General features: G+C 51.6%; 22 protein-coding genes. 6 read left to right on the top strand and 16 right to left on the bottom strand.

What is annotated here, in order from left to right; translation table 11 throughout:
• Positions 1-148 precede the first annotated feature (148 nt).
• Positions 149-2,341, top strand: a complete 2,193-nt coding sequence (locus tag NQ495_RS02155) for a glutamine synthetase III family protein (RefSeq protein WP_009134619.1) — start codon at positions 149-151, stop codon at positions 2,339-2,341.
• 110 nt (positions 2,342-2,451) lie between these two features.
• Here the strand turns inward: NQ495_RS02155 and NQ495_RS02150 are convergent, their stop codons facing one another.
• A complete protein-coding gene (locus tag NQ495_RS02150; RefSeq protein ID WP_009134620.1) occupies positions 2,452-3,564 on the bottom strand; it encodes a Wzz/FepE/Etk N-terminal domain-containing protein in 1,113 nt (370 codons plus the stop codon).
• A 37-nt stretch (positions 3,565-3,601) separates the two neighbouring features.
• A complete protein-coding gene (locus tag NQ495_RS02145; RefSeq protein ID WP_009134621.1) occupies positions 3,602-4,234 on the bottom strand; it encodes a DUF3575 domain-containing protein in 633 nt (210 codons plus the stop codon).
• A gap of 164 nt (positions 4,235-4,398) precedes the next feature.
• Here NQ495_RS02145 and purT point away from each other — a divergent pair, with 164 nt between their 5' ends.
• On the top strand, positions 4,399-5,592 hold the full coding sequence (gene purT, locus NQ495_RS02140) for a formate-dependent phosphoribosylglycinamide formyltransferase (RefSeq protein WP_009134622.1): 1,194 nt from the start codon (positions 4,399-4,401) through the stop codon (positions 5,590-5,592).
• A gap of 145 nt (positions 5,593-5,737) precedes the next feature.
• Here the strand turns inward: purT and NQ495_RS02135 are convergent, their stop codons facing one another.
• Together NQ495_RS02135 and NQ495_RS02130 are read right to left on the bottom strand one after the other, a co-directional pair.
• Positions 5,738-6,328: an HdeD family acid-resistance protein gene (locus tag NQ495_RS02135; protein WP_009134623.1), complete on the bottom strand. Its 591-nt coding sequence runs from the start codon at positions 6,326-6,328 to the stop codon at positions 5,738-5,740.
• Between the two features lie 90 nt (positions 6,329-6,418).
• Positions 6,419-6,835: a hypothetical protein gene (locus NQ495_RS02130; RefSeq protein WP_009134624.1), complete on the bottom strand. Its 417-nt coding sequence runs from the start codon at positions 6,833-6,835 to the stop codon at positions 6,419-6,421.
• Positions 6,836-7,200: 365 nt separating this feature from the next.
• On the opposite strand from NQ495_RS02130, the gene NQ495_RS02125 reads away from it, so the two are divergent.
• On the top strand, positions 7,201-7,716 hold the full coding sequence (locus NQ495_RS02125) for a hypothetical protein (RefSeq protein WP_009134625.1): 516 nt from the start codon (positions 7,201-7,203) through the stop codon (positions 7,714-7,716).
• A 127-nt stretch (positions 7,717-7,843) separates the two neighbouring features.
• Here NQ495_RS02125 and NQ495_RS02120 read toward each other — a convergent pair whose 3' ends face one another.
• The 7 genes from NQ495_RS02120 to NQ495_RS02090 all read right to left on the bottom strand — a co-directional run bounded on the left by NQ495_RS02120 (position 7,844) and on the right by NQ495_RS02090 (position 13,222).
• The gene (locus NQ495_RS02120; RefSeq protein ID WP_009134626.1) at positions 7,844-8,320 is read right to left on the bottom strand and encodes a Dps family protein; all 477 of its coding nucleotides are present in this window, start codon (positions 8,318-8,320) and stop codon (positions 7,844-7,846) included.
• Between the two features lie 217 nt (positions 8,321-8,537).
• Complete coding sequence (locus NQ495_RS02115) at positions 8,538-9,047, bottom strand: DUF4251 domain-containing protein (RefSeq protein ID WP_009134627.1); 510 nt, start codon at positions 9,045-9,047, stop codon at positions 8,538-8,540.
• Between the two features lie 151 nt (positions 9,048-9,198).
• On the bottom strand, positions 9,199-9,705 hold the full coding sequence (locus NQ495_RS02110) for a DUF4251 domain-containing protein (protein WP_118060413.1): 507 nt from the start codon (positions 9,703-9,705) through the stop codon (positions 9,199-9,201).
• A 170-nt stretch (positions 9,706-9,875) separates the two neighbouring features.
• Positions 9,876-10,373: a DUF4251 domain-containing protein gene (locus tag NQ495_RS02105; protein ID WP_009134630.1), complete on the bottom strand. Its 498-nt coding sequence runs from the start codon at positions 10,371-10,373 to the stop codon at positions 9,876-9,878.
• A gap of 123 nt (positions 10,374-10,496) precedes the next feature.
• Positions 10,497-10,943 carry a GatB/YqeY domain-containing protein gene (locus tag NQ495_RS02100; protein ID WP_009134631.1) on the bottom strand — a complete coding sequence of 149 codons (447 nt, stop codon included), beginning with the start codon at positions 10,941-10,943 and terminating at the stop codon, positions 10,497-10,499.
• Between the two features lie 113 nt (positions 10,944-11,056).
• The gene (locus tag NQ495_RS02095; RefSeq protein WP_009134632.1) at positions 11,057-11,806 is read right to left on the bottom strand and encodes a CDGSH iron-sulfur domain-containing protein; all 750 of its coding nucleotides are present in this window, start codon (positions 11,804-11,806) and stop codon (positions 11,057-11,059) included.
• Positions 11,807-11,854: 48 nt separating this feature from the next.
• Positions 11,855-13,222: an MATE family efflux transporter gene (locus tag NQ495_RS02090; RefSeq protein WP_009134633.1), complete on the bottom strand. Its 1,368-nt coding sequence runs from the start codon at positions 13,220-13,222 to the stop codon at positions 11,855-11,857.
• A gap of 184 nt (positions 13,223-13,406) precedes the next feature.
• On the opposite strand from NQ495_RS02090, the gene NQ495_RS02085 reads away from it, so the two are divergent.
• On the top strand, positions 13,407-14,111 hold the full coding sequence (locus tag NQ495_RS02085) for a hypothetical protein (protein ID WP_009134634.1): 705 nt from the start codon (positions 13,407-13,409) through the stop codon (positions 14,109-14,111).
• Positions 14,112-14,237: 126 nt separating this feature from the next.
• Here the strand turns inward: NQ495_RS02085 and guaA are convergent, their stop codons facing one another.
• The 4 genes from guaA to NQ495_RS02065 form a co-directional block, all read right to left on the bottom strand.
• On the bottom strand, positions 14,238-15,767 hold the full coding sequence (gene guaA, locus NQ495_RS02080) for a glutamine-hydrolyzing GMP synthase (RefSeq protein WP_009134635.1): 1,530 nt from the start codon (positions 15,765-15,767) through the stop codon (positions 14,238-14,240).
• A gap of 74 nt (positions 15,768-15,841) precedes the next feature.
• Positions 15,842-18,304, bottom strand: coding sequence for a phenylalanine--tRNA ligase subunit beta (pheT, locus tag NQ495_RS02075; RefSeq protein ID WP_009134636.1), 2,463 nt, complete (start codon positions 18,302-18,304; stop codon positions 15,842-15,844).
• A gap of 243 nt (positions 18,305-18,547) precedes the next feature.
• The gene (lysA, locus tag NQ495_RS02070) at positions 18,548-19,705 is read right to left on the bottom strand and encodes a diaminopimelate decarboxylase (RefSeq protein ID WP_009134637.1); all 1,158 of its coding nucleotides are present in this window, start codon (positions 19,703-19,705) and stop codon (positions 18,548-18,550) included.
• 44 nt (positions 19,706-19,749) lie between these two features.
• Positions 19,750-21,060, bottom strand: a complete 1,311-nt coding sequence (locus tag NQ495_RS02065) for an aspartate kinase (protein ID WP_040294729.1) — start codon at positions 21,058-21,060, stop codon at positions 19,750-19,752.
• 293 nt (positions 21,061-21,353) lie between these two features.
• Between NQ495_RS02065 and NQ495_RS02060 the strand changes: the two genes are divergently transcribed.
• Positions 21,354-22,022 (top strand): hypothetical protein, encoded by a 669-nt coding sequence (locus tag NQ495_RS02060; RefSeq protein WP_009134639.1) that lies wholly within the window; start codon positions 21,354-21,356, stop codon positions 22,020-22,022.
• 8 nt (positions 22,023-22,030) lie between these two features.
• On the opposite strand, the gene NQ495_RS02055 is transcribed toward NQ495_RS02060, so the two are convergent.
• Complete coding sequence (locus tag NQ495_RS02055; RefSeq protein ID WP_009134640.1) at positions 22,031-22,894, bottom strand: 4-hydroxybenzoate octaprenyltransferase; 864 nt, start codon at positions 22,892-22,894, stop codon at positions 22,031-22,033.
• A 61-nt stretch (positions 22,895-22,955) separates the two neighbouring features.
• Here NQ495_RS02055 and lepA point away from each other — a divergent pair, with 61 nt between their 5' ends.
• The gene (lepA, locus tag NQ495_RS02050) at positions 22,956-24,743 is read left to right on the top strand and encodes a translation elongation factor 4 (RefSeq protein ID WP_009134641.1); all 1,788 of its coding nucleotides are present in this window, start codon (positions 22,956-22,958) and stop codon (positions 24,741-24,743) included.
• Positions 24,744-24,811: the final 68 nt, after the last annotated feature.

Here is a 24,811-nt window from a genome sequence, read left to right as displayed (position 1 = left end):
TGCTTATTTTAGGGGTGTCATGTTGATAAAATACATATTTTTTGAATATAGCCCCTGAAAAATTGCATGAAATGAAAAATATTTTGATATTTGTGGCGGATTAGGATCCGATTCCAGTATACCAAATAATTCTTAAACCTGTCCGAATATGGCAACACTGAGATTCAAAGTGGTGGAAGATGCAATCAAACGCAAGGCGCTGGATGTTCCGGCACCGGAAAAACGTCCTTCAGAGTATTACGGCATGTACGTATTCAATGAGGAGAAAATGCGCAAATACCTGCCCCAGAAAACCTACGAGGCTTTGCTGGAGACGATGAAGCACGGTAAGGCACTGGCCCGTGATCTGGCCGACAGCGTCGCTTCGGGAATGAGGCAATGGGCGATGGATATGGGTGCGACCCATTATACTCATTGGTTTCAGCCGTTGACCGGAGGTACGGCCGAGAAACACGATGCGTTCATCGAACCCGATGGACAGGGTGGGGTAATCGAAGAATTTTCGGGCAAATTGCTAATCCAGCAAGAGCCTGATGCGTCGAGTTTCCCGAACGGAGGGATTCGCAATACGTTTGAAGCGCGCGGATATTCGGCTTGGGACGCCACTTCTCCGGCATTTATCGTGGGGACGACACTTTGCGTTCCGACGATTTTTATCGCCTATACAGGCGAAGCGCTCGATTTCAAGGTTCCGTTGCTCCGTTCCCTCGAGGCAGTCGACAAAGCCTCTGTTGCGGTCTGCCAATATTTCGATGCGACCGTAGGGAAGGTGCATTCGTACTTAGGCTGGGAGCAGGAGTATTTCTTGGTGGACGAAGGACTGTGGGCGGCCCGGCCCGACCTGATGCTGACCGGCCGCACGCTGATCGGGCATGAGAGTGCGAAAAACCAGCAGTTGGAAGATCATTATTTCGGGGCGATTCCGACCCGAGTGATGGCTTTCATGAAAGAGCTCGAATATGAATGCTGGAAGCTGGGGATTCCGGTTAAGACACGTCATAACGAAGTGGCGCCTAACCAGTTCGAATTGGCGCCGGTATATGAAGAAGCGAACCTTGCCAACGACCACAACCTGCTGTTGATGTCGACAATCAAACGCATCTGCCGCAAACACTGTTTCCGGGCGCTGCTGCATGAGAAACCCTTCAAGGGAATCAATGGCTCCGGCAAGCACTGCAACTGGTCGTTGGGGACGGATACCGGAGTGAACCTGCTCTCGCCCGGCAAGACCCCGAAAAACAATTTGCAGTTCATTACATTTTTGGTGAATGTGATGATGGCGGTTTATAAATACAACGGATTGCTGAAAGCGAGCATCGTCAATGCGACCAATGCGCACCGCCTTGGGGCCAACGAGGCACCGCCTGCCATTATTTCGGTTTTCCTGGGGCGTCAGCTCTCGGAGGCGCTCGACAAAATGTCCAGTTGTACGGGTCAGGATGAGATTGTGTTTAACGGCGAAAGCGGCTTCAAGATGGAAGGGATTCCACATATTCCTGAATTGTTGCTGGACAATACCGACCGCAACCGTACCTCTCCGTTTGCCTTTACCGGCAACCGCTTTGAATTTCGCGCCGTCGGGTCGTCGGCCAACTGTGCAGGAGCGATGACCGTGCTGAATGCGGCGGTGGCCGATCAGTTGACCGAGTTCAAAACAGCTGTCGATGCGCGTATCCGGAATGGCGAAGATGCGATGAAAGCCATTTATACCGTACTCAAAGGGTATGTGCGTGAATGCAAAGCGATTCATTTCGATGGAAACGGGTACACCGAGGAGTGGAAGGCGGAGGCGGCTCGGCGCGGACTGGATTGCACGGTATCCGCACCGGAGATGTTCGACCGTTACCTGGCTTCGGAAAGCGTGGAGATGTTCGAGCGGACACATGTGCTGAGCAAAAAAGAGCTGGAGGCGCGTGTGGAAGTCATGTGGGAGACCTACACCAAGAAGATACAGATCGAAGCGAGGGTGCTGGGCGATATGGCGATGAACCATATCCTGCCGGTGGCTTCGGGTTACGAAAGCGTGTTGCTGGATAAAATTTTTAAACTGCAATCGCTCTTTACCGACGATCAGTGGAAAAAACTATCGGCGCGGGACATCGCTTTGGTAGAGAATATTTCGGGCCATATCGCCGAGATCCAGAACCTGACGATCCGGATGGTCGATGCACGCAAGGTGGCTAATAAAATCGACTGCGAACGAACCAAAGCCGTGGCTTATCACGATACGGTCGTCGGACTCCTCGATGAAATTCGCTACCATGTCGACAAACTCGAGCAGGTGGTGGACAACGAACAGTGGCCGCTGCCCAAATACAGGGAATTGCTGTTTATCCGGTAATGTTATAAGGCAGAAAAAGGACTGGCATACTATGTATGCCAGTCCTTTTTTATTAACAACAACCTTTTTGTCGATGGTGAAATTTACAGTAGTTGTTTCGAGATTACCTACTAAGACAAGCTTGGATTATCGCCGATTCCTGTTCCCTCATCCGGATTTTCCTTTTTGAAAAACAGGTCTTTTACGACCACAATGCCGGAAGCGGCAAAAGCTCCCAAAAATGTAAACGCGATTAAAATAACGGCTTTGCTGGTGTTCGATTTGCGGGTCGGCACTCCGGCCGGTTCGATGATCGTGACGCACGGGGTTTGTTCCTGCACTTTGAGTTTGGCCATTTCGAGCTGTTGGGCCAGTTGGCTGTATACGCCGTAAGCAAGGGTCTGCTCGTTGCGAAGCCGCTCCTGCTCGGCCCTTACCGATTGGCGGGCTACATTCTGGGTAGCATCCATATAGGATGCATAGCGGCGTTGGGTTTCGTGGTAACTCTCGCGGGCCGACTGGTAGGACTCCTGGGTGAAAGCCAGGTCGCGTTTTGCTTTTTCAGTCCGGTAATCACCCATATACTCTTCCAGTTTACGAACCATCGAATCCGTGACAGCGGCTGCAACCACGGGATCCTGCATCGTGGACGAGGCGGTAATCACACTTGTCTTTTTGTCCACGCTAATGTTGATGCGTTTCGATAAACTTTCCAGCACCTGGGCCTGTTCGTGGGTCAGCGCTTTGGGGTTGATCCCGGAGCCGACTGCTTCCTTCTCTTGCCCGATAGACATTACCCAACCGATTACCTTTGCAGGTGCGCTGATTATATAACCCCACCACGGGGAAGAGAGTTCGGTGCCGATGTAATCGTAAAGCGACAGTTTTCCGCTCTTTTTCGGTTGAACCGGAATCTGGCTCAATTCGACGATGAAAGGCGTACTTTGAACAACGTCAGGGTACAGCATCAGATTGATTCCGTCTACTCCTCCCGCACCACTGAGGTCGAATCCGGCCAATGCGGCAGGGCCGGCCATATTGCTGGTCTTATTGGATTTTCCCTCTTCGGGTGCCATTTTCACCGATGAAGTGTATTCTTTTGGGAGGCTGAAGCCGATCACCAGGCCGGCAACGGCGCCGATCAACGCATATTTGATTATAAAACGGCGTTTCGCCCAGATTTTTTTGGCCAGTTCCAGCAGGTCGATCTCTTCGGTTTCAGGCTTGACAGGTGTTTCAGACATATGTTAGAGGCATTAATTACATTAAATATAGCAATTATTATTTCTTTTTACGGTGCGGATCGCAGATCAGCAATCCGATCGACAGCCCGATCTTGTTGGGCAGCCACTCAGCTGAACCGTTCCAGGGATCGGGATGCTCGGGCGGTACCGGCCTGTGCGGATTCATGTCGATTTGTCCGTCCAAGCTGTATCCGTTATACCAGCTTGCCATATAGGCCCAACCGAGGTAGGCGTCCAGCAACCAGCGCTCTTTGAATTTGTATTCATAGCCGAACGCCAGGCCGAACATCATGCCGTAGCCTTTGCAATAGCGGTCTTCGAGCCTCAGTTTGCCACTCCGGAATTCGGGTTTCGACATATCAAACGCCATCATGCCGACGTTCCCGGCCAGATACCAACCGTCGTTATGCTGTCTGAAATAGCGGCGGTATTCGTTCATAAAAATCCCGAACAACATGTGTTTGCCGTTGCTTCCGACCTCTTTCCACGGTGAGATGACCAGTTCGGTCTGGAAGGTGGATTTGGGCGAGAGCGTGAATTCGAACGCCGGATTGATGACTCCGACCAGTGCATAAAGGCCGTTCAACTTGGCATAGGTTTGGGCCTGGGTCTGCCGGGCGCCGCACACGAGCAATGCCAGAAGCAACAGGAGTTTCGCTAGATTTTTCATCGAAGCCGGTTTAGAAGTGCTGATTATTCTGCAAATATACAATATATGGATCAATAGGCAATCCTGCTACAAAACCAGAATCAAAATTTTAAGGGCCCGGCAGAGAAAATCGGCCGGATTCGGCTATCTTTGTCTCCTTATCAAGTTTTCCAACAAACAGAATTATGGTCAAAATAGGAACTGTATTTTCTCCGATCGGCAAGAAGGCTTTGCTGTGCGGTTCCGGAGAGCTGGGCAAGGAGATTGCCATTGAGTTGCAACGTTACGGGGTCGAGGTGGTCGCATTGGACCGCTATCGCGATGCTCCGGCCATGCAAGTCGCACACCGCTCATACGAAGTGTCGATGCTGGACGGTAAACGGCTGCGTGAGATTATCGAGGCGGAAAAACCGGATTACATTATTCCCGAGATCGAGGCTATTGCAACCGATACGCTGTTAGAGCTGGAAGCTGAAGGTTATCATGTCGTACCTACCGCCAAAGCAACCAAATTGACCATGAACCGCGAAGGTATCCGCCGTCTGGCTGCGGAAGAGTTGGGATTGCCGACCTCGCCGTATCGTTTCGCCTCGACCCGTGCGGAATTTACGGAAGCCGTGCGCGAAGTGGGCATTCCGTGCGTAGTGAAACCGGTGATGAGCTCTTCGGGACACGGACAAAGCGTGATCCGCACGGAGGAAGATGTCGAGCGGGCATGGTATGTTTCTCAGCATGAAGGACGTACCGGCAGCGGCCGTGTGATCGTGGAAGGTTTTGTCCCGTTCGATTATGAAATAACCCAACTGACCGTCCGGCATGCCGGTGGAACATCGTTTCTGGAGCCGATCGGCCATTATCAGGAAGACGGGGACTACCGCGAATCGTGGCAGCCGCAGCCGATGACTCCGGCATTGAAAGAACAGGCACAGTTCATAGCCGGGAAGGTAACCGATGCTTTGGGCGGTTGGGGAATTTTCGGCGTGGAGTTATTTATCCGGGGAGATCAGGTGATTTTCAGCGAGGTGTCGCCACGGCCGCACGATACGGGTATGGTGACGATGATTTCCCAGGACCTGTCGCAATTTGCCCTGCATGTCCGGGCGATTCTCGGATTGCCTATTCCCAACGTCGCTTTTCACGGCCCGTCGGCTTCACGGGCCATTGTAGTGGAAGGGGATACGGACCGTGTCGAATTTGCCAACCTCGAAAATGTGCTCTCCGAACCCGATACGCAGATGCGCATTTTCGGTAAGCCGGAGGTCAAAGGACATCGCCGCATGGCCGTACTGCTTGCCCGGGGCAAAGATATTTCCGAAGCACGCGAAAAGACCGGTCGTTCCTATGCCAAACTGCAAATCAATGTGTACGACCGGGAGTAGTTGCCCTGCACGCGTCGGCTCGGCGAATATCGAGTAAATCAGGATATATAGATATATAAACGGAAAAGAGAGGCAATCGCCTCTCTTTTTGTATAGTAATTTAAGTTTCCGGTTTCAAGGAATATGTCCTTTGATCTTCACCGGATTATGCTAGTTTTTGCAGATGTTTGTGTGCAGATTTCAACTGCATGGCCAACGAAATGGCGGCAATGCCTGCGAAGAGCAGGGAGATACCAACCCACACAACGACCATCGTAGTGCCGAATACCAGCGGTTGGATTAAAACCCACAGCGAACAGAGCAATAGCAGGATGCCGCTGATGATGGTCCATGCCGATCCGGGAACGTTCATCGAACTCATGTCTCCTCCCAGACCGATGGCGCTGAATCCACGGAACATCAGCCAGAAGCCGAGGAAGATCGGCAGGGTGGCAGCAGAAAGCGCTACATTCCAAACGAGGATCGCCCCGAGCACGATTTCAATAATGCCGCCGGCCAACATCCAGCCGCGTCCTGTAATGTAGTGTTTGTTGGCAGTAGAAAGGATGACCTGGAAGATGCCCGAGAGTAGGATCAACCATCCGAACATCAGTGACATGCCGATATAACTTTGGGCAGGAAAAGCAAATACGACGATGCCGATTACCAGTAGTGCGATGCCGGTCAGCAACAGCAGCCACCAGTATTTAACGGCTTGTTTCGAGTTTTCGATCAAAGCAGCAAATGAATTTTCCATAATTTGAAAATTTTAAGGTTAGAATATCCCCCCTTGGTAAAGATACCGCGATGGGAGAGTCCTCATGTGCAGCTGTCGGATCGCCGGGAATTATTTGGTTTTCTGCCACTGAACCAGAAACAGGATACCTGTCAGGATCAGCGCGGACGATAACCCGGTGTAGAAGACCGCAATGAATGACGTGGGTAAAAGGTGCAATTTGCGTACCAGAATCCCCAGTGTAATCATGAAACCCATGATGAGCCAGCCCTTTACGTCGAAGAATGAAAATGGGCAGTTGCGGTCTGCCTTCTGTCCGATCCTTTCGGTGTGCTTGTTGTATAGCCTCCTGAAAATCAAACTGAAGAAAAGCAGGAAGACGACAATGGCTTCACCTGTTTTGAACAACCATTCCCGTTGGTCATCCACCCATGTAATAATGCCGATACGCAGGATATTAGCTCCGGCGATGATCCATACTAGGCCTGCAATCAGCAATAAGGTCCGCCTGCTTACTCTCCAACGCATAATTCCAATTTTTATTTAAGCATTAAAGATAGGAAATAAAACGGAGTTTGGGTGCATGCCGAAACGTCCGATCGTTCGTGGCCGTTTTCGAATATCCCCAAGCCGCGATCCTGCCTTTTAATATGTAATTTACTGTCAATAAGATTAATATGATACAAAAAGTGATTAAAAAGACACTTTTGATGACGTGTCGTAAAGTGAAGGCAATCTACCTTTGTCCCCGTGGAGTTAAGCAGAAGAAGGTTCGGGATGCTGGGGCATCCTTTGGGTGCCGACCGATCTCCGGCCGATGAGTTGGAAAGAGAAAATCCGGCATGACTAATTACTAGTTTACTATCCCAAGTTCAATCTAACAAACATTAAAAATGAAGAAATTAATTCTTTTGGCAGCTTTTATGGTAATTGCTTTTCAGGGCTTCAGCCAAACCTCACTCGAACCCACCAAACTGGGTGAATGGAATCGTCCCGCCGCTACCGGTATAGCAGACGTGGATCAATACATCGATGCCTGCGCGGATATGTATCAGGAGGCTATGGACATTCGCAAGCAGTATGAAGCGATCGACACCTTGACATTAAATGTGGGTGAGGCTCTTGAAATTGCGCAAAATAACGACGAGACCATCAATCATAAAATAGCGGAGTATAAAGCTCTGTTCGAGAGGGTTGAAGCACAACAACAGGCTGCCGCGACTCTGCCTGCTTTGGCTGAGAAAGCAGCGAAAAGTGTGCCCTTGGGCTTGAAAGCGATAGCAATTACCAAAGCGATTGCCTCGACAAAAAATGCCATTAAACTCGCAGTTGAAGAGAATGTCGCGTTAGTAAAAGCCATCACGCAGCAACTTTCGACATTGAGTACGGCTCCGGTTAAAGGGGAATAATCGATGTTACACTGCTTTCGTCCCGAAATGCAAGGGATGCGGCAAAAATCGTCAAATGGTTGTAATAACCGATATTCAATGAAAAAGAGGCTGCAATTGCGGCCTCTTTTTCATTGAAGGTGGATTCCTATTTGGTCGAATAAGCGCAAAGCATCCAGACCAGTTTTTCTTGTTCCTTGAGGTAATCGCTTAACAGCGCCACGGTCACTTCATCGCCTGCTTCAGATGCCAGAGACAGGATCGTCCGCTCTTCGCCGATCAGGTATTTGTAGCTGTCCAGGATGTTCTTCAGTGCCTCGCTGCCGCAATTGACCTCACCGACCTCTTTGATCTTGGAGATTTTCAAATAATCGCTGAACTTGTTGGCAGGCACACCGCCGAGGGTAAGAATGCGTTCCGCTATTTCGTCGATCTTGTCCGCCGCATCGTTGTATAGGTCTTCGAATTTGCTGTGCAGTACGAAGAAGTCCGGTCCTTGAATGTTCCAGTGGAAACCGCGCAGGTTTGTATAATATACCTGGAAGTCAGCCAGAAGTTGTTGCAGCGATTTTACTACGTTATCCGTTGCGGATGCATTCAGTTGGAGATAATCTAAGGTTTTCATAATCTCTGTGTTTTATTGGTTAAACTTTGTTTGATCTTTTCTTTGATACAAATGTACATTAAAAATCAATATAAGTCAAATTGATAATATTTATATCGAAATAGATTAAACTTATCGTGTGTCGCGCTTGATATATGTAGAAAGAATACACAAAGTATATGCAAAAAAAGCCGCCGCGAAAGCGGCGGCTTTTTCTGTTTAACAGGCCGAAAGAGGTCTAACGGGCTCCTTCTGTGTCGACAGCCTCATTGAAGCCGATCGTCCCGTCATATCTCATTGCCTGCAGGTTGTTACAGGAGGTACTGATGTATGAGACTCCGTTATAAAATATGGTTATTTTGAAGCGGTATACCCTGCCTGTGGTCGCAGTGGCCGTAAAACTTACGTACACCTTGTTCTTTTTGCCCGCTTCCACTTTGTAGTCGGAGATGGTCCCGGTAAAACGCATCCCATCGTTGTTCCCGAAGGTGTTGTATCCGCCGCCTATATAAGGCAAGGTAGAATATATCTGGTTTCCTTCAATCTTGACCATACTGGGGACGGCTACTCCTGAGCCTGCCATGGGATAGGCTTGCGATACATTTACCGTGTAATTTTGGCTTTCCGCCAAAGCTTTCATCGCTACGGCCGCTTTTACCTGGCTTAATGCCGGTGGCTTTGCCGCAAATGCATGTACATTTCCACCCAGCAACAGACAAATTGCCGCTAAAATCAATTTGCTTTTCATAACATAAAAGTTTTAGGTTCGTGTTTATTTTGGTTTGTTGGGAGAGTCTTTTGTTATAAAAATAGCAAACATTTGTCAAAACGACCAAAAATACGGTGTAAAGGCGCTGGGGAAACGGAATTTTTCATGCGAAACGTGCAGTCGAACCCTATTAATGGGCCTCGTTGTCTACCCCGTCGCTTATACCGATCACACCGTCATAACGCATGGGATCCAAGCTCGGACAACTTGCACTGATCAACGTTTTACGGTTGTAGAAAATTTCCATCCGAATTTGATACACGCGTTTCGTGTCGGTGGTTACTTTGAACGCTACCCGTACTTTATTTTTTTTGTCGACCGTTACGGTATAGTCCGAGATGGTGCCATTAAAGCGCATCCCGTCGTTATTGCCGAAATTGTTGTATCCGCCGCCCCAATACGGCATGGACGAATAGGCCGTTTCTCCATTGACTTTCAGTAACGAGTTGGTGGCTATTCCGCCGCCTTTCACTCCCGATGCTTGTTGTACCCGGACGGAATAATTGCGGTTTTCGACCAAGGTTTTCATTGCAGCGGCAAGTTGTTGTTGTTGTTCGACAGAGGGTTTTGCGGCAAACAGACCCGCACTCCCGGCCATAAGCAAAGCAACAGCCGCCAGAATCAATTTTCTTTTCATGACTCAATAAATTAAGGTTAGTACTTGAAAATGCTTTTGGACTCTGGGAGGGCTACAATAAAGCTAAGGATTTTTTAACGAATTACAACCAAATTGCAGAATAAAATTAATAAAAAGCCTTCCCAACTGAGAAGGCTACCTGGAATGACACGGACAAAGACAGCTCTTTCCTATTCGGTTTTATCGCTCGGGCCGATTTTGCCGTCATAACGCATGGGGTCCATACTAGAGCAAAGGGCACTGATGAAAGTAGAACCGTTATAGAAAATCTCCATCTTGAATTGGTAGATCCGGCCGGTGTTCGCAGTTGCTTTAAATGCAACTTGTACTTTATTCTTTTTATCGATCGTTACGGTGTAATCCGAAACGATGCCGGTGAAACGCATCCCGTCGCTGTTGCCGAAAGTGTTGTAACCTCCGCCCCAATAGGGTAGTGTTGAATAGGCCTCATTCCCGTTGATCCTGAGGATAGCCAAAGGAGTAGCCACGCTGGCCCCTTTCAGCGGGAAAGCCTGGGCTATCCGCACGGTGTAATCCCGGCTCTCGGCCAATGCTTTCATGGTTGCCGCAGCTTGCTGTCGCTCGGCTGCGGAAGGTTTAGCGGCCGATAGGCTCAGGGTTCCGCACATCCATATACATACGATCGCTACGACTGATTTTATTTTCATGGCTTCGAGGTTTAGTGCGATGTTTGATTTTTGAAGTTGAGACATTGAATAAAGATGGAACGCAAAGAATATAGGCATGCACAACTAATCGGCAAAGGTATGGACGCCTCTAAATCGTCGGCTTTATCGTAGCAGTCTCTTTACAGTCTCTGCAATCTGTCGTCCGTCGGCTTGTCCGGCCAGTTTTTTCGTGGCCAAACCCATTACTTTGCCCAGGTCGGCCGCAGACTTCGCCCCTGCCTGGGTGATGATCTCCTGCAGAACAGTCTCCAACTCCGCGCCTTCGATCTGCTTGGGAAGGAAAACTTCCAGGCAAGTGGCTTCGGCTAGTTCGTTCTCGGCTAATTCAGGCCGGTTGTTTTCGGCATAGACAGTTGCGGACTCTTTGCGTTGTTTAACCAATTTCTGAATGATTTTCAATACAGCGGCATCGCTGATTTCATCCGAACCGTCAGCGGTTTTAGCCAAAAGGATCTCGGCTTTGATAGCCCGCAATGCTGCGAGCCGCACTTTTTCTTTGGACAACATGGCCTGTTTGATGCCATCGTTGATTTGGGTTTCCAGATTCATCGTATGAAAATTTGAATAAGCTATATCCGTTAGACAGCCTTAAAGGTAGTGAATTTTCTGCCACCCTGTGCGGTTTTCGAAAATGTCCGGTCCACGGGCCGGCAAAAGGAAGGTCAATACTCTTCGCCATTCGGATCGGGACGGTTGGGGAGCCCGTCGCGGAATTTAAACGATGCATGCGTCCCGTCGCAGAAAGGTTTATTCGAGGAGTGTCCGCAACGGCATAAGGTAACGCGGTTGCGGATTTCATACGTGAAACCGTCCGGACGCTGTACCGGGATACCTCCTCTTACCCACAATGCACTGCTTATGCGCAGCAGAGGATCTTCGAGCAAACCGAGGCCCGGATCGAAATGCGGCTCGACAGGGGCTTTGTCGTCTTTCCATGCGGAAAGGCGTCCTGCCGGACAGTGGTTGGCTTCCCGGATAGTCAGTTCGGCAGCCTCCTGTCCCTCCTCTTCGGCCAGATTCCAGACGCGGCCCTTTGCGTCGCAGAAGCGGGCGAACGCACAATATTTCTCATTATCGGTCAGCGTGATTTCGGGTCCGTCGATCTGTTCCGCATCCTCGAGAAGCGGACGGGTAGAGGCCGTGAGGGCCGGGTCCCAGTCGGCGTGTTCGTGCGAACCGTCGCAATAAGGCTTGTTTTGGGAATATCCGCAGCGACACAGTGCTGTGGGTTCGTCTTTGGTGGAGTAGTGCGCTCCCTCCTTGAAATACCAGATTTCGCCTTCGCCGTTGGGCATGATAAATTGTTGTACCAGCGGCGGCTGGCCATAAACCAGATAAGGACCGCCGTCTGCGATGACGATGCGGTATTTTTCGGGAGCGACCGTAGTTCCCGGTTCGACTTGAGGTTTCATAAGCTTGTTGGTTTTAAGGACTATCGCTATGAAACCGAGGGTCAAAAACTATGCCCGCTGTTGCTGCGAAGGATAAAAAAAACGTTTTTCCCTTAAAATCAATATCAAAGCCACTAAGGCGGCCAGCAGATCGGAAAACGGAATGGACAACCACACCCCTGTCAGCCCGAACCACTTGGAGAAGAGATACAACGAAGGAATTAGAAAAATTACCTGGCGCGACAAACTCATAAAAATGGCCTTGGGAGCTTTGCTGATCGACTGGAAAAAATTGGAAATGATGATCTGGAAACCGACCACCGGCAGCATGATGAATGCCAGCCGAATGCCTTTCACAGCCATTGATTTGAGACCCGGATCGGACGTAAATGCGCTCACCAGCAGCCCGGGGAACAATTCGCAGACCACAAACCCGATTACCATAATCAGAGTGCCGACCCGCAGTGTCAGCAGAAGCGTGTCTTTCATGCGTTTGTACTTCTGAGCGCCGTAATTGTAGCCGACGATCGGCTGCATGCCCTGGCATAACCCCATAACGCTCATCACGATCAGGATTGCATAGCTGTTCAGGATACCGTAGGCTCCGATCGCCAGGTCACCGCCCTGGCGCACCAACTGATGGTTCATGATGATGTTGACACCGCACGCCGCGACGTTCATCAGAAATGGAGCCATCCCGATCGAGGTGATGTTGCGGATGATGTATCCCCGCAGGTGCATACAGCCTTTTTCGAAATGCACGACATGCTTCGGATTGAAGAAATGGCTCATCACGAATACGGCGCTTACGAACATCGAGATCACGGTCGCGATAGCCGCTCCCTGGATGCCCAAACCGAATCCGAAAATGAAAATCGGATCGAGGATCACGTTCAGTACGACACCGATCAGGATCGTATACATCGATTTTTGCGGGTATCCCGAAGCGCGCATCATGCCGCTGAAACTGTAGCTTACGTTGGTCAGTACACTGCCCGGAATGACGATTTTCAGGTAGTCGATCGCATAGGGGATGGTCTGTTCGCTGCCTCCGAAAGCGACCAGGATTTCGGGCAGGTAGATCATCGCGATGGTGATGAATACGGCCGAGAGGACAAATGTCAGAATGAAAGCGTTGCCCAGAATGTTACGGGCCCATTTGATATCTTTCATCCCCAGTACGATCGACAGCCGAGCGGATGCTCCTACGCCGACGAGCGTGCCGATCGCGGCGATCAGCGTCATCAGCGGGAAGGTCAGCGCCAGCCCGGAGATGGCTAAGGGGCCCACTCCCTGCCCGATAAACACGCGGTCTACGATGTTGTACAGTGACGCGACTACCATCCCGACGATCGCGGGTACGGAATAGTGCAGCAGCAGGCTGCCGATCTTGTCTCGTTCCAGTTTGGCGGTGGCTGTCTCCTGTTTTTGAATCATAGATAAAATAAGAGATTAAATCTGAAAAGGGAAGGGGAAAGGGTTGCAAAGATACGGCAAAATCCGCTCATCTTTTTACTAAACGCAAATAAAAAATTAAAAAAATGAACCGTTTTATTTGAAATTTGCTACCTTTAAGAAGCCACACCAAGTTCTACTCATACTAACTTAAAACCTTCAAGTCATGAAAAAGCAAGCTCTCCTCTGTTTCGTGCTTCTGTCGGTTGGATTTTTGGTCGCTGCTGCACAAACGCAGCCGGTCAAAATAACCGTGACCAACACCAAAGGAAAACCCCTGAACAAAGCGCTGATTTCCCTGAAAAGCGCGCCGCATTACCGGACTCCCGGTAAAGACGGCTCCCTGACCGTGCAAGCCCTGCCTAACGATACGATTTTTGTTACGCTTGACCGTTATATCGGCAGTATTCCGGTAGATGCCTCTTCCGATGTGGCGGTGGCCGTAGCCAAAGGCCAAATGTTTAAAGCCGAAAACGGGAAGCCCACTTCGACGGCCTACACCGTACTGACATTACCGCCTTTCAACCAGTACGACCTCACCACGATGCCGAACCTGCATGCCTATCCCGATTTGAAGTCGTTTGTCACGGTTCGCTACCCGGCCGTCAGGATCAAGGACGGAGAGGCCTATTTGCTCTCCTCGTCAGCGGGAAGGCCTTCGAGCGGAACTCTCGCAACCGGAGAACAACAATCTTCTCCGCCCATGCTGATCGTTGTCGACGGGAGCCCCCGGCAGAATTTTGGAACGGTGAACGATGTAGTCCGTCCTTCGGAACTGAAAAGCCTGGTTATCAAAAAAGCCGATGCGATGTATGGCATGCGGGGTGCCGGCGGCATTATGGAAATCACGCTAAAAAAAGGCGGCGAATAGCCCGGATTTGACTCAGTTCGAATGTGCCGGGAATAAAATCGGGAGTAACAAATAGTTGGAATAACTAAGGGGGAAGTCTGCTTCCCCCTTAGTTATTCTTTAACATCACATCGGTTCTTTATCTCCTTATTCCCACTCGATCGTTGCGGGCGGTTTGGAGCTGATGTCGTACACGACGCGGTTGATTCCCTTGACGCGGTTAATGATCTCATTGGAAACTTTCGCGAGGAATTCATAGGGAAGGTGTACCCAGTCGGCGGTCATACCGTCGGTAGAGGTAACCGCACGCAGGGCTACACAGTTCTCATAAGTGCGCTCGTCACCCATCACACCGACAGATTGTACGGGCAGCAGCATGACGCCGGCTTGCCAAACTTTGTCGTACAAACCGGCTTCTTTAAGGTTGTCGATGAAAATTTTGTCGGCTTCCTGCAGTACGCGCACCTTCTCTGCGGTCACTTCGCCCAGGATACGGATACCCAGACCCGGACCCGGGAACGGGTGGCGGCCCAGAATCTCCATCGGAATGTTCAACTGGCGCCCTACGCGGCGTACTTCGTCCTTGAACAGCAGGCGCAGCGGTTCGACGATCTTCAGGTGCATCTTCTCCGGCAGGCCGCCTACGTTGTGGTGCGACTTGATCGTGGCCGACGGACCGTTGACCGACACCGATTCGATTACGTCGGGATAGATCGTGCCCTGCGCCAGCCACTTCACGTCGGTCAGCTTTTGCGCCTCTGCGTCGAATACTTCGATAAAGTCGCGGCCGATGATCTTGCGTTTATTCTCCGGTTCGGTTACGCCTTTCAGGTCGGAGAGGAATTTATCGCCGGCCCGGACACCGATGACGTTGAGTCCCATCGATTCATACGAGCGAAGGACGTCTTCGAATTCGTTTTTGCGCAACAGGCCCATATCCACAAAGATGCAGACCAGGTTCTTCCCGATCGCCTTGTGCAGCAGCATGGCGGCTACGGACGAATCGACACCGCCGGAGAGGCCCAATACCACTTTGTCGTTGCCAAGTTTGTCCTGCAATTCCCTGACGGTCGATTCGATAAACGAATCCGGCGTCCAGTCCTGTTTGCATCCGCAAATATCCACGACAAAGTGTTTCAGCAACTGGGAACCTTCGGTCGAGTGGTATACCTCGGGGTGGAACTGGATACCCCACGTCTTTTCCCCGTCGATTTGGAAAGCCGCTACCGGGACATCTTCGGTGCTGGCGATAATTCTATAATTGTCCGGAATGCGCGCGATCGTATCGCCGTGCGACATCCACACCTGGGTAGTCTGTGAAAGGCCGCAGATCAGCGGATTTGCCGCTTCCACCTTGGAAAGCATGGCCCGGCCGTATTCCCGGGTAGCGGACGGTTTCACCTCTCCTCCGTAATTTTGCGCGAGGTACTGTGCACCATAGCAGACGCCCAATAGGGGAAAAGCGCCTTTGATCGGGGAAAGGTCTACCTGGGGGGCATTCGCATCGCGCACCGACGAAGGACTGCCCGAGAGGATCACGCCCTTGACCGAGCTGTCCGGGGCCGGGTAGTGGTTGTAGGGGTGGATCTCGCAATATACGTTCAGCTCGCGTACACGCCGCGCAATGAGCTGCGTGTACTGGGAGCCGAAGTCGAGAATCAATATTTTCTCCTGCATATTTGTGGGGTTATGTTATTGGCAGTTTGGCAAAAACGGCTGTTCCGTATATTACGGATTGCCGCCCGGGTTAATTACGAACGCACCTGTGCTCCGGCACGACGTTCGAACTCGCGGACCAAATTGGCCATCGTTTTGTCGATGACCTGATCCACCAGTGTTTTGGTCGTATCTTCGAGCACGAAATTCAACGCGTAGGATTTCTTTCCTGCAGGCAGTTTATCCCCTTCGTAAACGTCGAACAGCGTAACATTCTTGAGCAGTTTCTTTTCAGTGGCGAAAGCGATTTCACGCAACTGGGAGAAGGTCGTCTGCGAATCGACCAGCAGGGCCAGGTCGCGGCGCACTTCGGGGAATTTCGAAAGTTCCTGTACCGTCACTTTGTGATTCCTGGTCAGTTTGAGGAATGCATCGAAATTCATCTCCAAGTAATAGACTTCGGCCTTGATGTCGAACATCGAGCGGATTTTCTTCGACACGATTCCCATTTCGACCATCCGTTTGCCGTTGATTTTATAGGTAACCGCCTCGCGGTACAGATCGCTTGAGAGTGTTTCCATCATAGCTCCGTTCAGGTCGATACCGATTCTGGCGAAAATCTTTTCGGCCACGGTTTTCAGCGTGTAGAAGCTGGTCGGCTGGCTCGATACGTTCCACGAAGGAACGTGATCGGCGCCGGTTATGAGGATCGACAGTCGGTTCTGTTCGCTGTACGGAGCCAAGCCTCCTTCGGACGCTTTGTCCCGGTCGTAGGAGTAGCAATTGCCGAACTCATAGAGTTTCAGGTCGCCGTTTTTGCGGTTCGTGTTCAGTTCAACCGCCTCCAAGGCATTGAACAGCAGCGTCTGGCGCATCACGTTCAGGTCATTGCTCAACGGATTGAGAATAGCGACGCTGTTTTCGGCTTTATAGGCCTCCAATCCTTCGTAATAAGCCGCTTTGGTGAGCGAATTGCTCATGATCTCGTTGAAACCGTTGGCGGTCAGCAGGTCCGCGACAACATTGGTGACCTTGTCGCGGTCAGGGTTGGGTGCATAAGAGAGGGTAGAGTGAACCTGCTGCGGAATCTCGATATTGTTGTAGCCGTAGATGCGCAGGATGTCCTCGACCAGGTCGGCTTCACGCTGCACATCGACACGGTAAGGAGGAACGGCTACGCCCAATGTGTCACCGTCCTCTTTTTCGATTTTTATGTCCAACGCCAGGATAATCCTCCGGATCGTTTCATCTGGCACATCTTTGCCCATCAGTCGTTTGACGCGGCTGAGCGAAATGTCGAACCGGAAAGGTCGCACCGGAACGGGATAAAGGTCCGTTACCGGGGAGCTGACCTTTCCTCCCGCCAATTCCACCATCAGCAGGGCTGCCCGTTTCAACGCATAAGGCGCTATCTCCGGATCGATTCCGCGTTCGAAACGGAACGAGGCATCGGTGCTCAACCCGTGGCGTTTGGCGCTTTTGCGAATCCAAACCGGATTGAAATAAGCGCTCTCGATGAATACGTCCGTCGTGGTTTCGGTCACGCCCGAATCGAGCCCCCCGAATACGCCGGCGATACACATAGGTTTCTCCGTATCGCAGATCATCAGGTCTTTGTCCGAGAGTTTACGCTCCACACCGTCCAAAGTGACGAACGGAGTACCCTCGGGGCACGTGCGGACGATCACTTTGCCGCCTTTGATCTTGCCGGCATCGAATGCGTGCAACGGCTGGCCAACCTCGTGCAGGATGAAATTTGTAATGTCGACGATGTTGTTGTGCGGATTCAGCCCGATTGAACGGAGCCGGTTCTGGAGCCATTCGGGCGATTCGGCCACTTTGACGCCGGTAACGGTGATACCCATATATCGGGGAGCGGCTTCCGTGTTGAGCACCTCTACCGCAACTTCTTTGTCGGAAATCCCTTCGCGGAATGCCGAGACATCGGGAAGTACGAGTCGGTGGGGAATGCCGTTCGCCTGCAGGTATACGGCCAGGTCGCGCGCCACGCCATAATGCGACATCGCATCGGCGCGGTTGGGCGTCAATCCGATTTCGAGCAGGTAGTCGTCTTCGATCTGGTAGTAGTCCCGGGCCGGAGTGCCTGCCGGCACATCGTTCGGCAACACGATAATCCCGTCGTGGCTGGTCCCGATGCCGATTTCATCCTCGGCACAGAGCATTCCCAACGACTCCACGCCGCGGATTTTGCTCTTTTTTATTTTGAAGCCTTCCGCCTCGCCGGTCGGATACAGCATCGTATTGATCGTTGCAACGACTACTTTCTGTCCGGCGGCTACATTCGGCGCACCGCAGACGATCTGGGTCGGGGCACCGTCGCCCAGATCGACGGTCGTTACGTGCAGCTTGTCGGCGTCGGGATGCTTCTCGCAGGTGAGGACTTCACCCACGACCAACCCTGACAGGCCGCCGCGCACGGTCTCGATCTGTTCCAGTCCTTCCACTTCGAGGCCTATATCCGTCAGGATTTTGGCGATCTCTTCCGCCGGTAAAGAGGTTTCGATATAACTTTTCAGCCAGTTCAGCGATATTTTCATGGCAAATTTCGATTTTGACGTGCGAAAGGTACGAAAAAGTTGCCACCCGGCCAACGCGACGGGGGCTCTTTATCAACAAAAACCGCACATCCGGAAAATAACCAAAGACCGCATTGGAACGTGCGGCCTTTGTAAAATGTGTCGTAAGAACCGGATTCCGGTGGTCCGTAAATCCGGTTTATCCGCATCGAACCGTGTTTGTACAGAGGAACCGATCGGCAGGAATCTTTTTTATGGATGCCTTTAGAGCTCGTCGCTGTATACACTCCGAGGCAGGTCGCGCAGGTTGTAGCGCGAAGCCATCGCGGAACCGTAAGCGCCTGCCGTGCGGATCGTAAGCAGGTCTCCGCGTTTGACCTCAGGTAGCAGGGCTTCTTTGGCGAACACGTCGGACGATTCGCACACGGGACCTGCCACCATATAGGGCTGCAGGGGCCCCTGGCCGGTCAAACTTTCGATCTTGTGGTGCGCTTGGTAGAGAGCCGGGCGAATCAGGTCGGTCATGCCCGCATCGACCAGTGCGATCTGCCGCCCGGCGGCGTTCTGTTTGGTGTAGAGTACCCGGGTTACCAACTCGCCGCTCTGCGCGACGAGCGAACGCCCGAGTTCAAAATGCACCGTCTGCCCCGGTTTCGTTTCCAGCGTCCGGTTCACAATGCCGAAATAGCCCGCGAAATCCGGTATGGGTTTGCCGTCCGGATCGTTATAGCCGACTCCCAGTCCCCCGCCGAGATTCAGGTGCTTCAATTCGATGCCCTGTTCCACGAACCATTGTTGGATTTTGTTGACTTTCACGCAGAAATTGCCGAATACTTCCATATCCGTTATCTGTGACCCGATGTGGAAGTGAATGCCGACGATGCGGATATTCGGCAGACGGTTCAACGAACGGATAGCTTCGTTGATTTCGGTGTACGAAATTCCGAATTTGCTGTCGGCCTGTCCGGTAGAGATGTGTTTATGCGTGCGAGGGTCGACATCCGGGTTGATCCGCAGCGCTATCCGGGCGGTGCGTCCGGTTTCGGCTGCCAGCGCGTTAATGACTTCCAACTCCTGGAGCGATTCACAATTGAAGGAAAAAATATCCTGCCCAAGCGCATACCTGATCTCTTTGTCGCTTTTGGCCACACCGGCAAAAACGATTTCCGAAGCGAGGCAGCCGCTCTCGATGGCCAGCCGTACTTCGTTTCCACTCACACAGTCGACTCCCAATCCGGCTTTGCGGATCGCGGCAACGATACGCGGGTCGAAATTCGCCTTCAGCGCATAATGCACTTTGTAACCGTATTTTCCGGCTTCGGCGACTGCCTTCGCCAGCGTGTCGGCAAGCAGTTGCATGTCGTAGAAATAGAACGGTGTGTCCAGTTTTTGCAATTGGTCGGTATATTGTCTTGCACTCATATACTATACTCTGTTTTGCGGCGGAAGAATAGTCCTAAAATGAATTATTGCTGGTTGAAAAGGTAGTCGTTCAGGTATTGCAGCGTTTGCTTCTTGTCCTGCGTGTTGATCAGCATCGTGATGCTGTGGTGGCTCGCTCCGTAGGAGATCATTTTGATCGGGACCTGCTTTAACCCGTCGAACACCCGTGCGGCGAGTCCGGTATCGGTATGTTCGATGCGGCCCACTACGCAGACGATCGAATTGTCGCGTTCGATTTCGATCTTGCCCAACGGGGCGAGCTCCTCGACAATGCGGTCGATGTGCGCGTCGTTGTCGATGGTCAGCGAAACGGCGACTTCCGAGGTGGTGATCATGTCGATCGGAGTGCGGTACTGTTCGAACACCTCGAACACCTTGCGCAGGAAACCGTAAGCCATCAACATGCGGGCGGAGTAGATGCGTATTACCGTAATGCCGTCTTTGGCGGCCACGGCGTGGAACGACTGCGTGCTCTCGTCGGCATCCGAAATCGTGGTGCCCGGAGCATCGGGGTCCATCGTGTTTTTCAACAGGACGGGAATCCCGTGGTCCTGACAGGGTTGGATCGTGGACGGGTGCAGAATTTTCGCCCCGAAATAGGCCAGTTCGGCTGCCTCGCAGAAACTCATCGTGCGAATGGGGTAGGTGTGGTCGACAAAACGCGGGTCGTTATTATGCATGCCGTCGATGTCGGTCCAAATCTGCACCTGTCCTGCGTCGATGGCAGCGCCCATCAGGGCGGCACTGTAATCGCTGCCGCCGCGTCCGAGGTTGTCGATCTCGCCGCGATAATTCGTGCAGATAAATCCCTGCGTGACGTAAAATTTTTTCTTGTCGGCCGTCAATGCGGACAGTCGTTCGTGCAATAGCTTGGCGTTCACTTTCGTGTCCGCATCCGTAATCATGAAATCCGGAGCGTTCAGGCAGACGGCATCGCTGCCGCTTTCAACCAGATATTGCGTGAAGATCGCCGAAGTCAGCAATTCCCCCTGTGCGATAATGGTACGTTCCGAAGTGTAAGGCTGGAAATCGGTTGCTGCAGCCAGGATTGTCGTCCATGCCGCTTCCATGCGGTCGAACGCTTTTTGCCGGGTGGCGGTCAGCAGGCCGTCGATGCAGGTCGAGTATTTGTCCCGCAGCATATCGAGTACTTTTCCGATGGCGGCCAGGTCACCGTCGGCTGCCAGTTTGGAGATCTGTACCAATGCGTCCGTTGTGCCCGACATGGCAGAAAGTACGGTGACGGTCGCCTGTTCGCGGCGTACGATTTCGGCTACCCGCTTCATGTTCTGGGCCGAGCCTACGGATGTTCCCCCGAATTTAAGAACTTTGATCATACTTATTGTTTCGCTTGAATACACATTTGAGTGCGATGAATGCCGACCGGATTTGCCTCCCCGATGGAGCCCGCAAATACAGGCTGCAAATTTCATCAGACTATTTAAAATCAAACATTAAATTTGAATTTTGGGCAAAAGTATATTAAAATGTTTGTTTTTCTGGCTGGTTTTTATTTTTTTTGCAACAATTTCAAACCGGGTGCAATTTTATACACTTCCCGGCGATGTTTAACAATGTTGTGCGCAGCGGGTGCAAACATAATGCAATCCGTTAAAACCGAACTGTTATGCTGACAATTCCCAACGCAGTAGAAGAGGTAATCAAGAAAAAGCCGTTTCTCGAAGGCGCTTTGGTCGAAGGACTGATCAACCTTTCGGCGCTCGCCCGCCAACTTAAACCCGAGATCGAAAAACAGGTGGGTAAGGCGGTCAATGACAGCGCCGTGATCATGGCGCTGAACAGGTTGGTGCCCCGTCTCGAGCTGATGTCCGCGATGAAATTCAAGAAGGTGGTCGAGAATATCGGCGACATCATCGTGCGTTCTAACCTGGCCGATTTTGCCTTTACGAACTCTGCGACGCTGTACGAAAAGCAGGCGATCCTGCTCGACCGCGTGCGCAACATGAAAGACGTGTTCTGCACCTTCTCGCAGGGAATCTACGAGACGACGCTCGTTGTCAGCAGCAGTATCGTGCCGCTGGTCGATGAAATTTTCAGGGACGAACATAAAATTTCACAAACGCAACACCTCTCGTCGATCACGGTAAAACTTCCGGCCGAGAATGCGATTTGCCCCGGGGTTTACTATTACATCTTTAAAGAGTTGGCTTGGGATAATATCAATATCGCCGAAGTGATCAGCACGACCAACGAATTTACCGTCGTCATCAGCGACGACGATATCCACCGAGCCTTTACGATCCTGATGGAAGCCAAACGTACAGCCGGGCTTTAAGCGATGGCTCAATAACGCAGGTAGAGATCGATAATCACGCAGGTCGCGAAGCAAACGCTGGTGATCCCGTTCAGCAGGCCGAAAGTCGGACCGATACGGTCGAGATGGCGTGGAGTGACGATTGTGTGCTGGAAAATGAGCAGAGCGACGAAGATCGCCGCCCCGATCCAATAGAAGGTCCCCGCCCCGTAGTACGATCCGATCAGGGCGATCGCATAAACCGTAATGAGATGCAGTAAAATGCTGATACCGATGGCACCCCGAATGCCGAAGCGGGCCGGGATCGAGTGCAGCGCATGCTGCCGGTCGAATTCCGCATCCTGCAGCGCATAAATCACGTCGAAACCGCTGACCCATGTGATGACGAGTCCGGTCAGCAGGATCGGCAACACGGCGAATTGTCCCGTAACCGCAAGGTATGCCCCCACCGGAGCGATCCCCAGCGCAATGCCGAGTACGATGTGGCACCAGGCGGTGAAGCGTTTGGTCAGGCTGTATCCCAACAGCACGGTCAGTGCAAGGGGGGAGAGGCAGAATGCCAGGAAATTGATCCATGCGGCCGTGGCGGCGAACAGCAGGGCATTGACAATAATAAACCACAAGGCGTTCCGTGCTGAAATGCGCCCGGCAGGAATGTCCCGCTGGGCGGTACGCGGATTCATCGCATCGATGCTCCGATCGGCATAGCGGTTGAAACCCATCGCCGTATTGCGGGCAAAGACCATGGCTAACAGTACTTTTACCAGCAGCAGCCATTCGAACGGGGTGTCCGTGCTCCACAGCGCGTAAAAGTAAGCGATCAGTGCGAAAGGCATCGCGAAAACCGTGTGGCTGAATGTGACCAGGGAGGCGTACCGGGCGACTGTTTTCATCGGAAAGGCTGTTTTTAAAACACGCAAATTTACTTAACTTTGCCGCATCGAAAAAATATCTATGAAGAATATCCGCAATTTCTGCATCATCGCCCATATCGACCACGGTAAAAGCACGCTTGCCGACCGGTTGCTCGAAGCTACGAATACCCTTTCGCAGCGGGAGCTGCAGGCACAGGTGCTCGACAATATGGACCTCGAACGCGAAAAAGGGATCACCATCAAGAGTCACGCGATTCAGATGGAGTACCTCTACCAGGGCGAAAAATATGTGCTGAACCTGATCGACACCCCGGGGCACGTCGATTTTTCGTATGAAGTGTCGCGCGCCATTGCTTCATGCGAAGGGGCGTTGCTGATCGTCGATGCGACGCAGGGTATTCAGGCGCAGACCATCTCGAACCTCTATCTGGCTTTGGGTCATGATCTGGAGATTATTCCCGTGATCAACAAGATTGATATGGAAGCAGCCATGGTCGATGAAGTAAAGGATCAGATAGTCGATCTGCTCGGCTGTAAACCAGAAGAGATACTTGCGGCATCCGGGAAAACGGGTGTGGGTGTCGAAGAGATTTTGCAGGCCATCGTCGAACGTATCCCGGCTCCGACCGGCAAAGAAGACGAGCCTCTGCAGGCGCTGATTTTCGACTCCGTTTTCAATTCATTCCGGGGCATTATCGCCTATTTCCGCATTTTCAACGGCTCTATCCGCAAGGGAGATAAAGTGAAATTCTTCAATACCGGCAGTGAATACGACGCAGACGAAATAGGTGTATTGAAACTGAAGATGAGCCCCCGCAATGAACTGAAAACAGGAGATGTGGGCTATATCATTTCGGGCATTAAAACGTCTTTCGACGTGAAAGTCGGCGATACGATCACCCATGTGGACAATCCCTGCAAAGAGGCGATCGCAGGTTTCGAGGATGTGAAGCCGATGGTTTTCGCCGGACTCTATCCTGTCGAGAGCGATCAGTACGAGGATTTGCGGGCATCGCTCGAGAAACTGCAGCTCAACGACGCGTCGCTGACCTATGAACCCGAATCGTCGCTGGCACTCGGGTTCGGCTTCCGGTGCGGTTTCCTCGGGCTGTTGCATATGGAGATTATCCAGGAGCGCCTTTACCGCGAGTTCGATATGGATGTCATCACGACGGTGCCGAACGTCTCTTATAAAGTCCATACGAGCAAAGGCGAAGTCATTGACGTGCATAACCCGTCGGGGCTCCCCGAACCTACGATGATCGACGTCATTGAGGAGCCTTACATTATGGCTCAGATCATTACACAGTCCGATTACCTGGGCACCGTCATGAAGCTGTGTATTGACAAACGGGGTACGCTGAAAAATCAGGTTTTCATTACACAGGATCGTGTAGAAGTCAATTTCGAGATGCCGCTGGCCGAAATCGTGTTCGACTTTTACGATAAACTCAAAAGTATCTCCCGGGGTTACGCGTCGTTCGATTACCACCAGACGGGCTACAAACCGAGCAAACTGGCAAAACTCGATATCCTGCTCAACGGTGAGCCTGTCGATGCTCTTTCGTCGCTGATCTATCACGAACATGCTTACGATTTTGGTCGCAAGATGTGCGAAAAACTCAAGGAATTGATCCCGCGACAGCAGTTCGATATCGCGATTCAGGCAGCTATCGGAGCTAAGATCATTGCCCGTGAAACGGTCAAAGCAGTACGTAAGGATGTGACGGCCAAATGTTACGGAGGCGATATCAGCCGTAAACGCAAGCTGCTCGAAAAACAGAAGAAAGGCAAGAAACGCATGCGCCAGGTAGGCAATGTGGAGGTTCCGCAGGAAGCATTCCTGGCGGTCTTAAAAATGGAGTAAATCTGTCGTATGAAAAATCTATTCAGGTGCTTGCTGGTATCTATTTGCCTGTCTTCGTGTTGCAGTAC

The organism is Alistipes indistinctus YIT 12060, from assembly GCF_025144995.1.
Classification (GTDB): domain Bacteria; phylum Bacteroidota; class Bacteroidia; order Bacteroidales; family Rikenellaceae; genus Alistipes_A; species Alistipes_A indistinctus.
The sequence above is the reverse complement of the archived record's forward strand: the minus strand, read 5'-3'. Positions and strand labels throughout refer to the sequence as shown.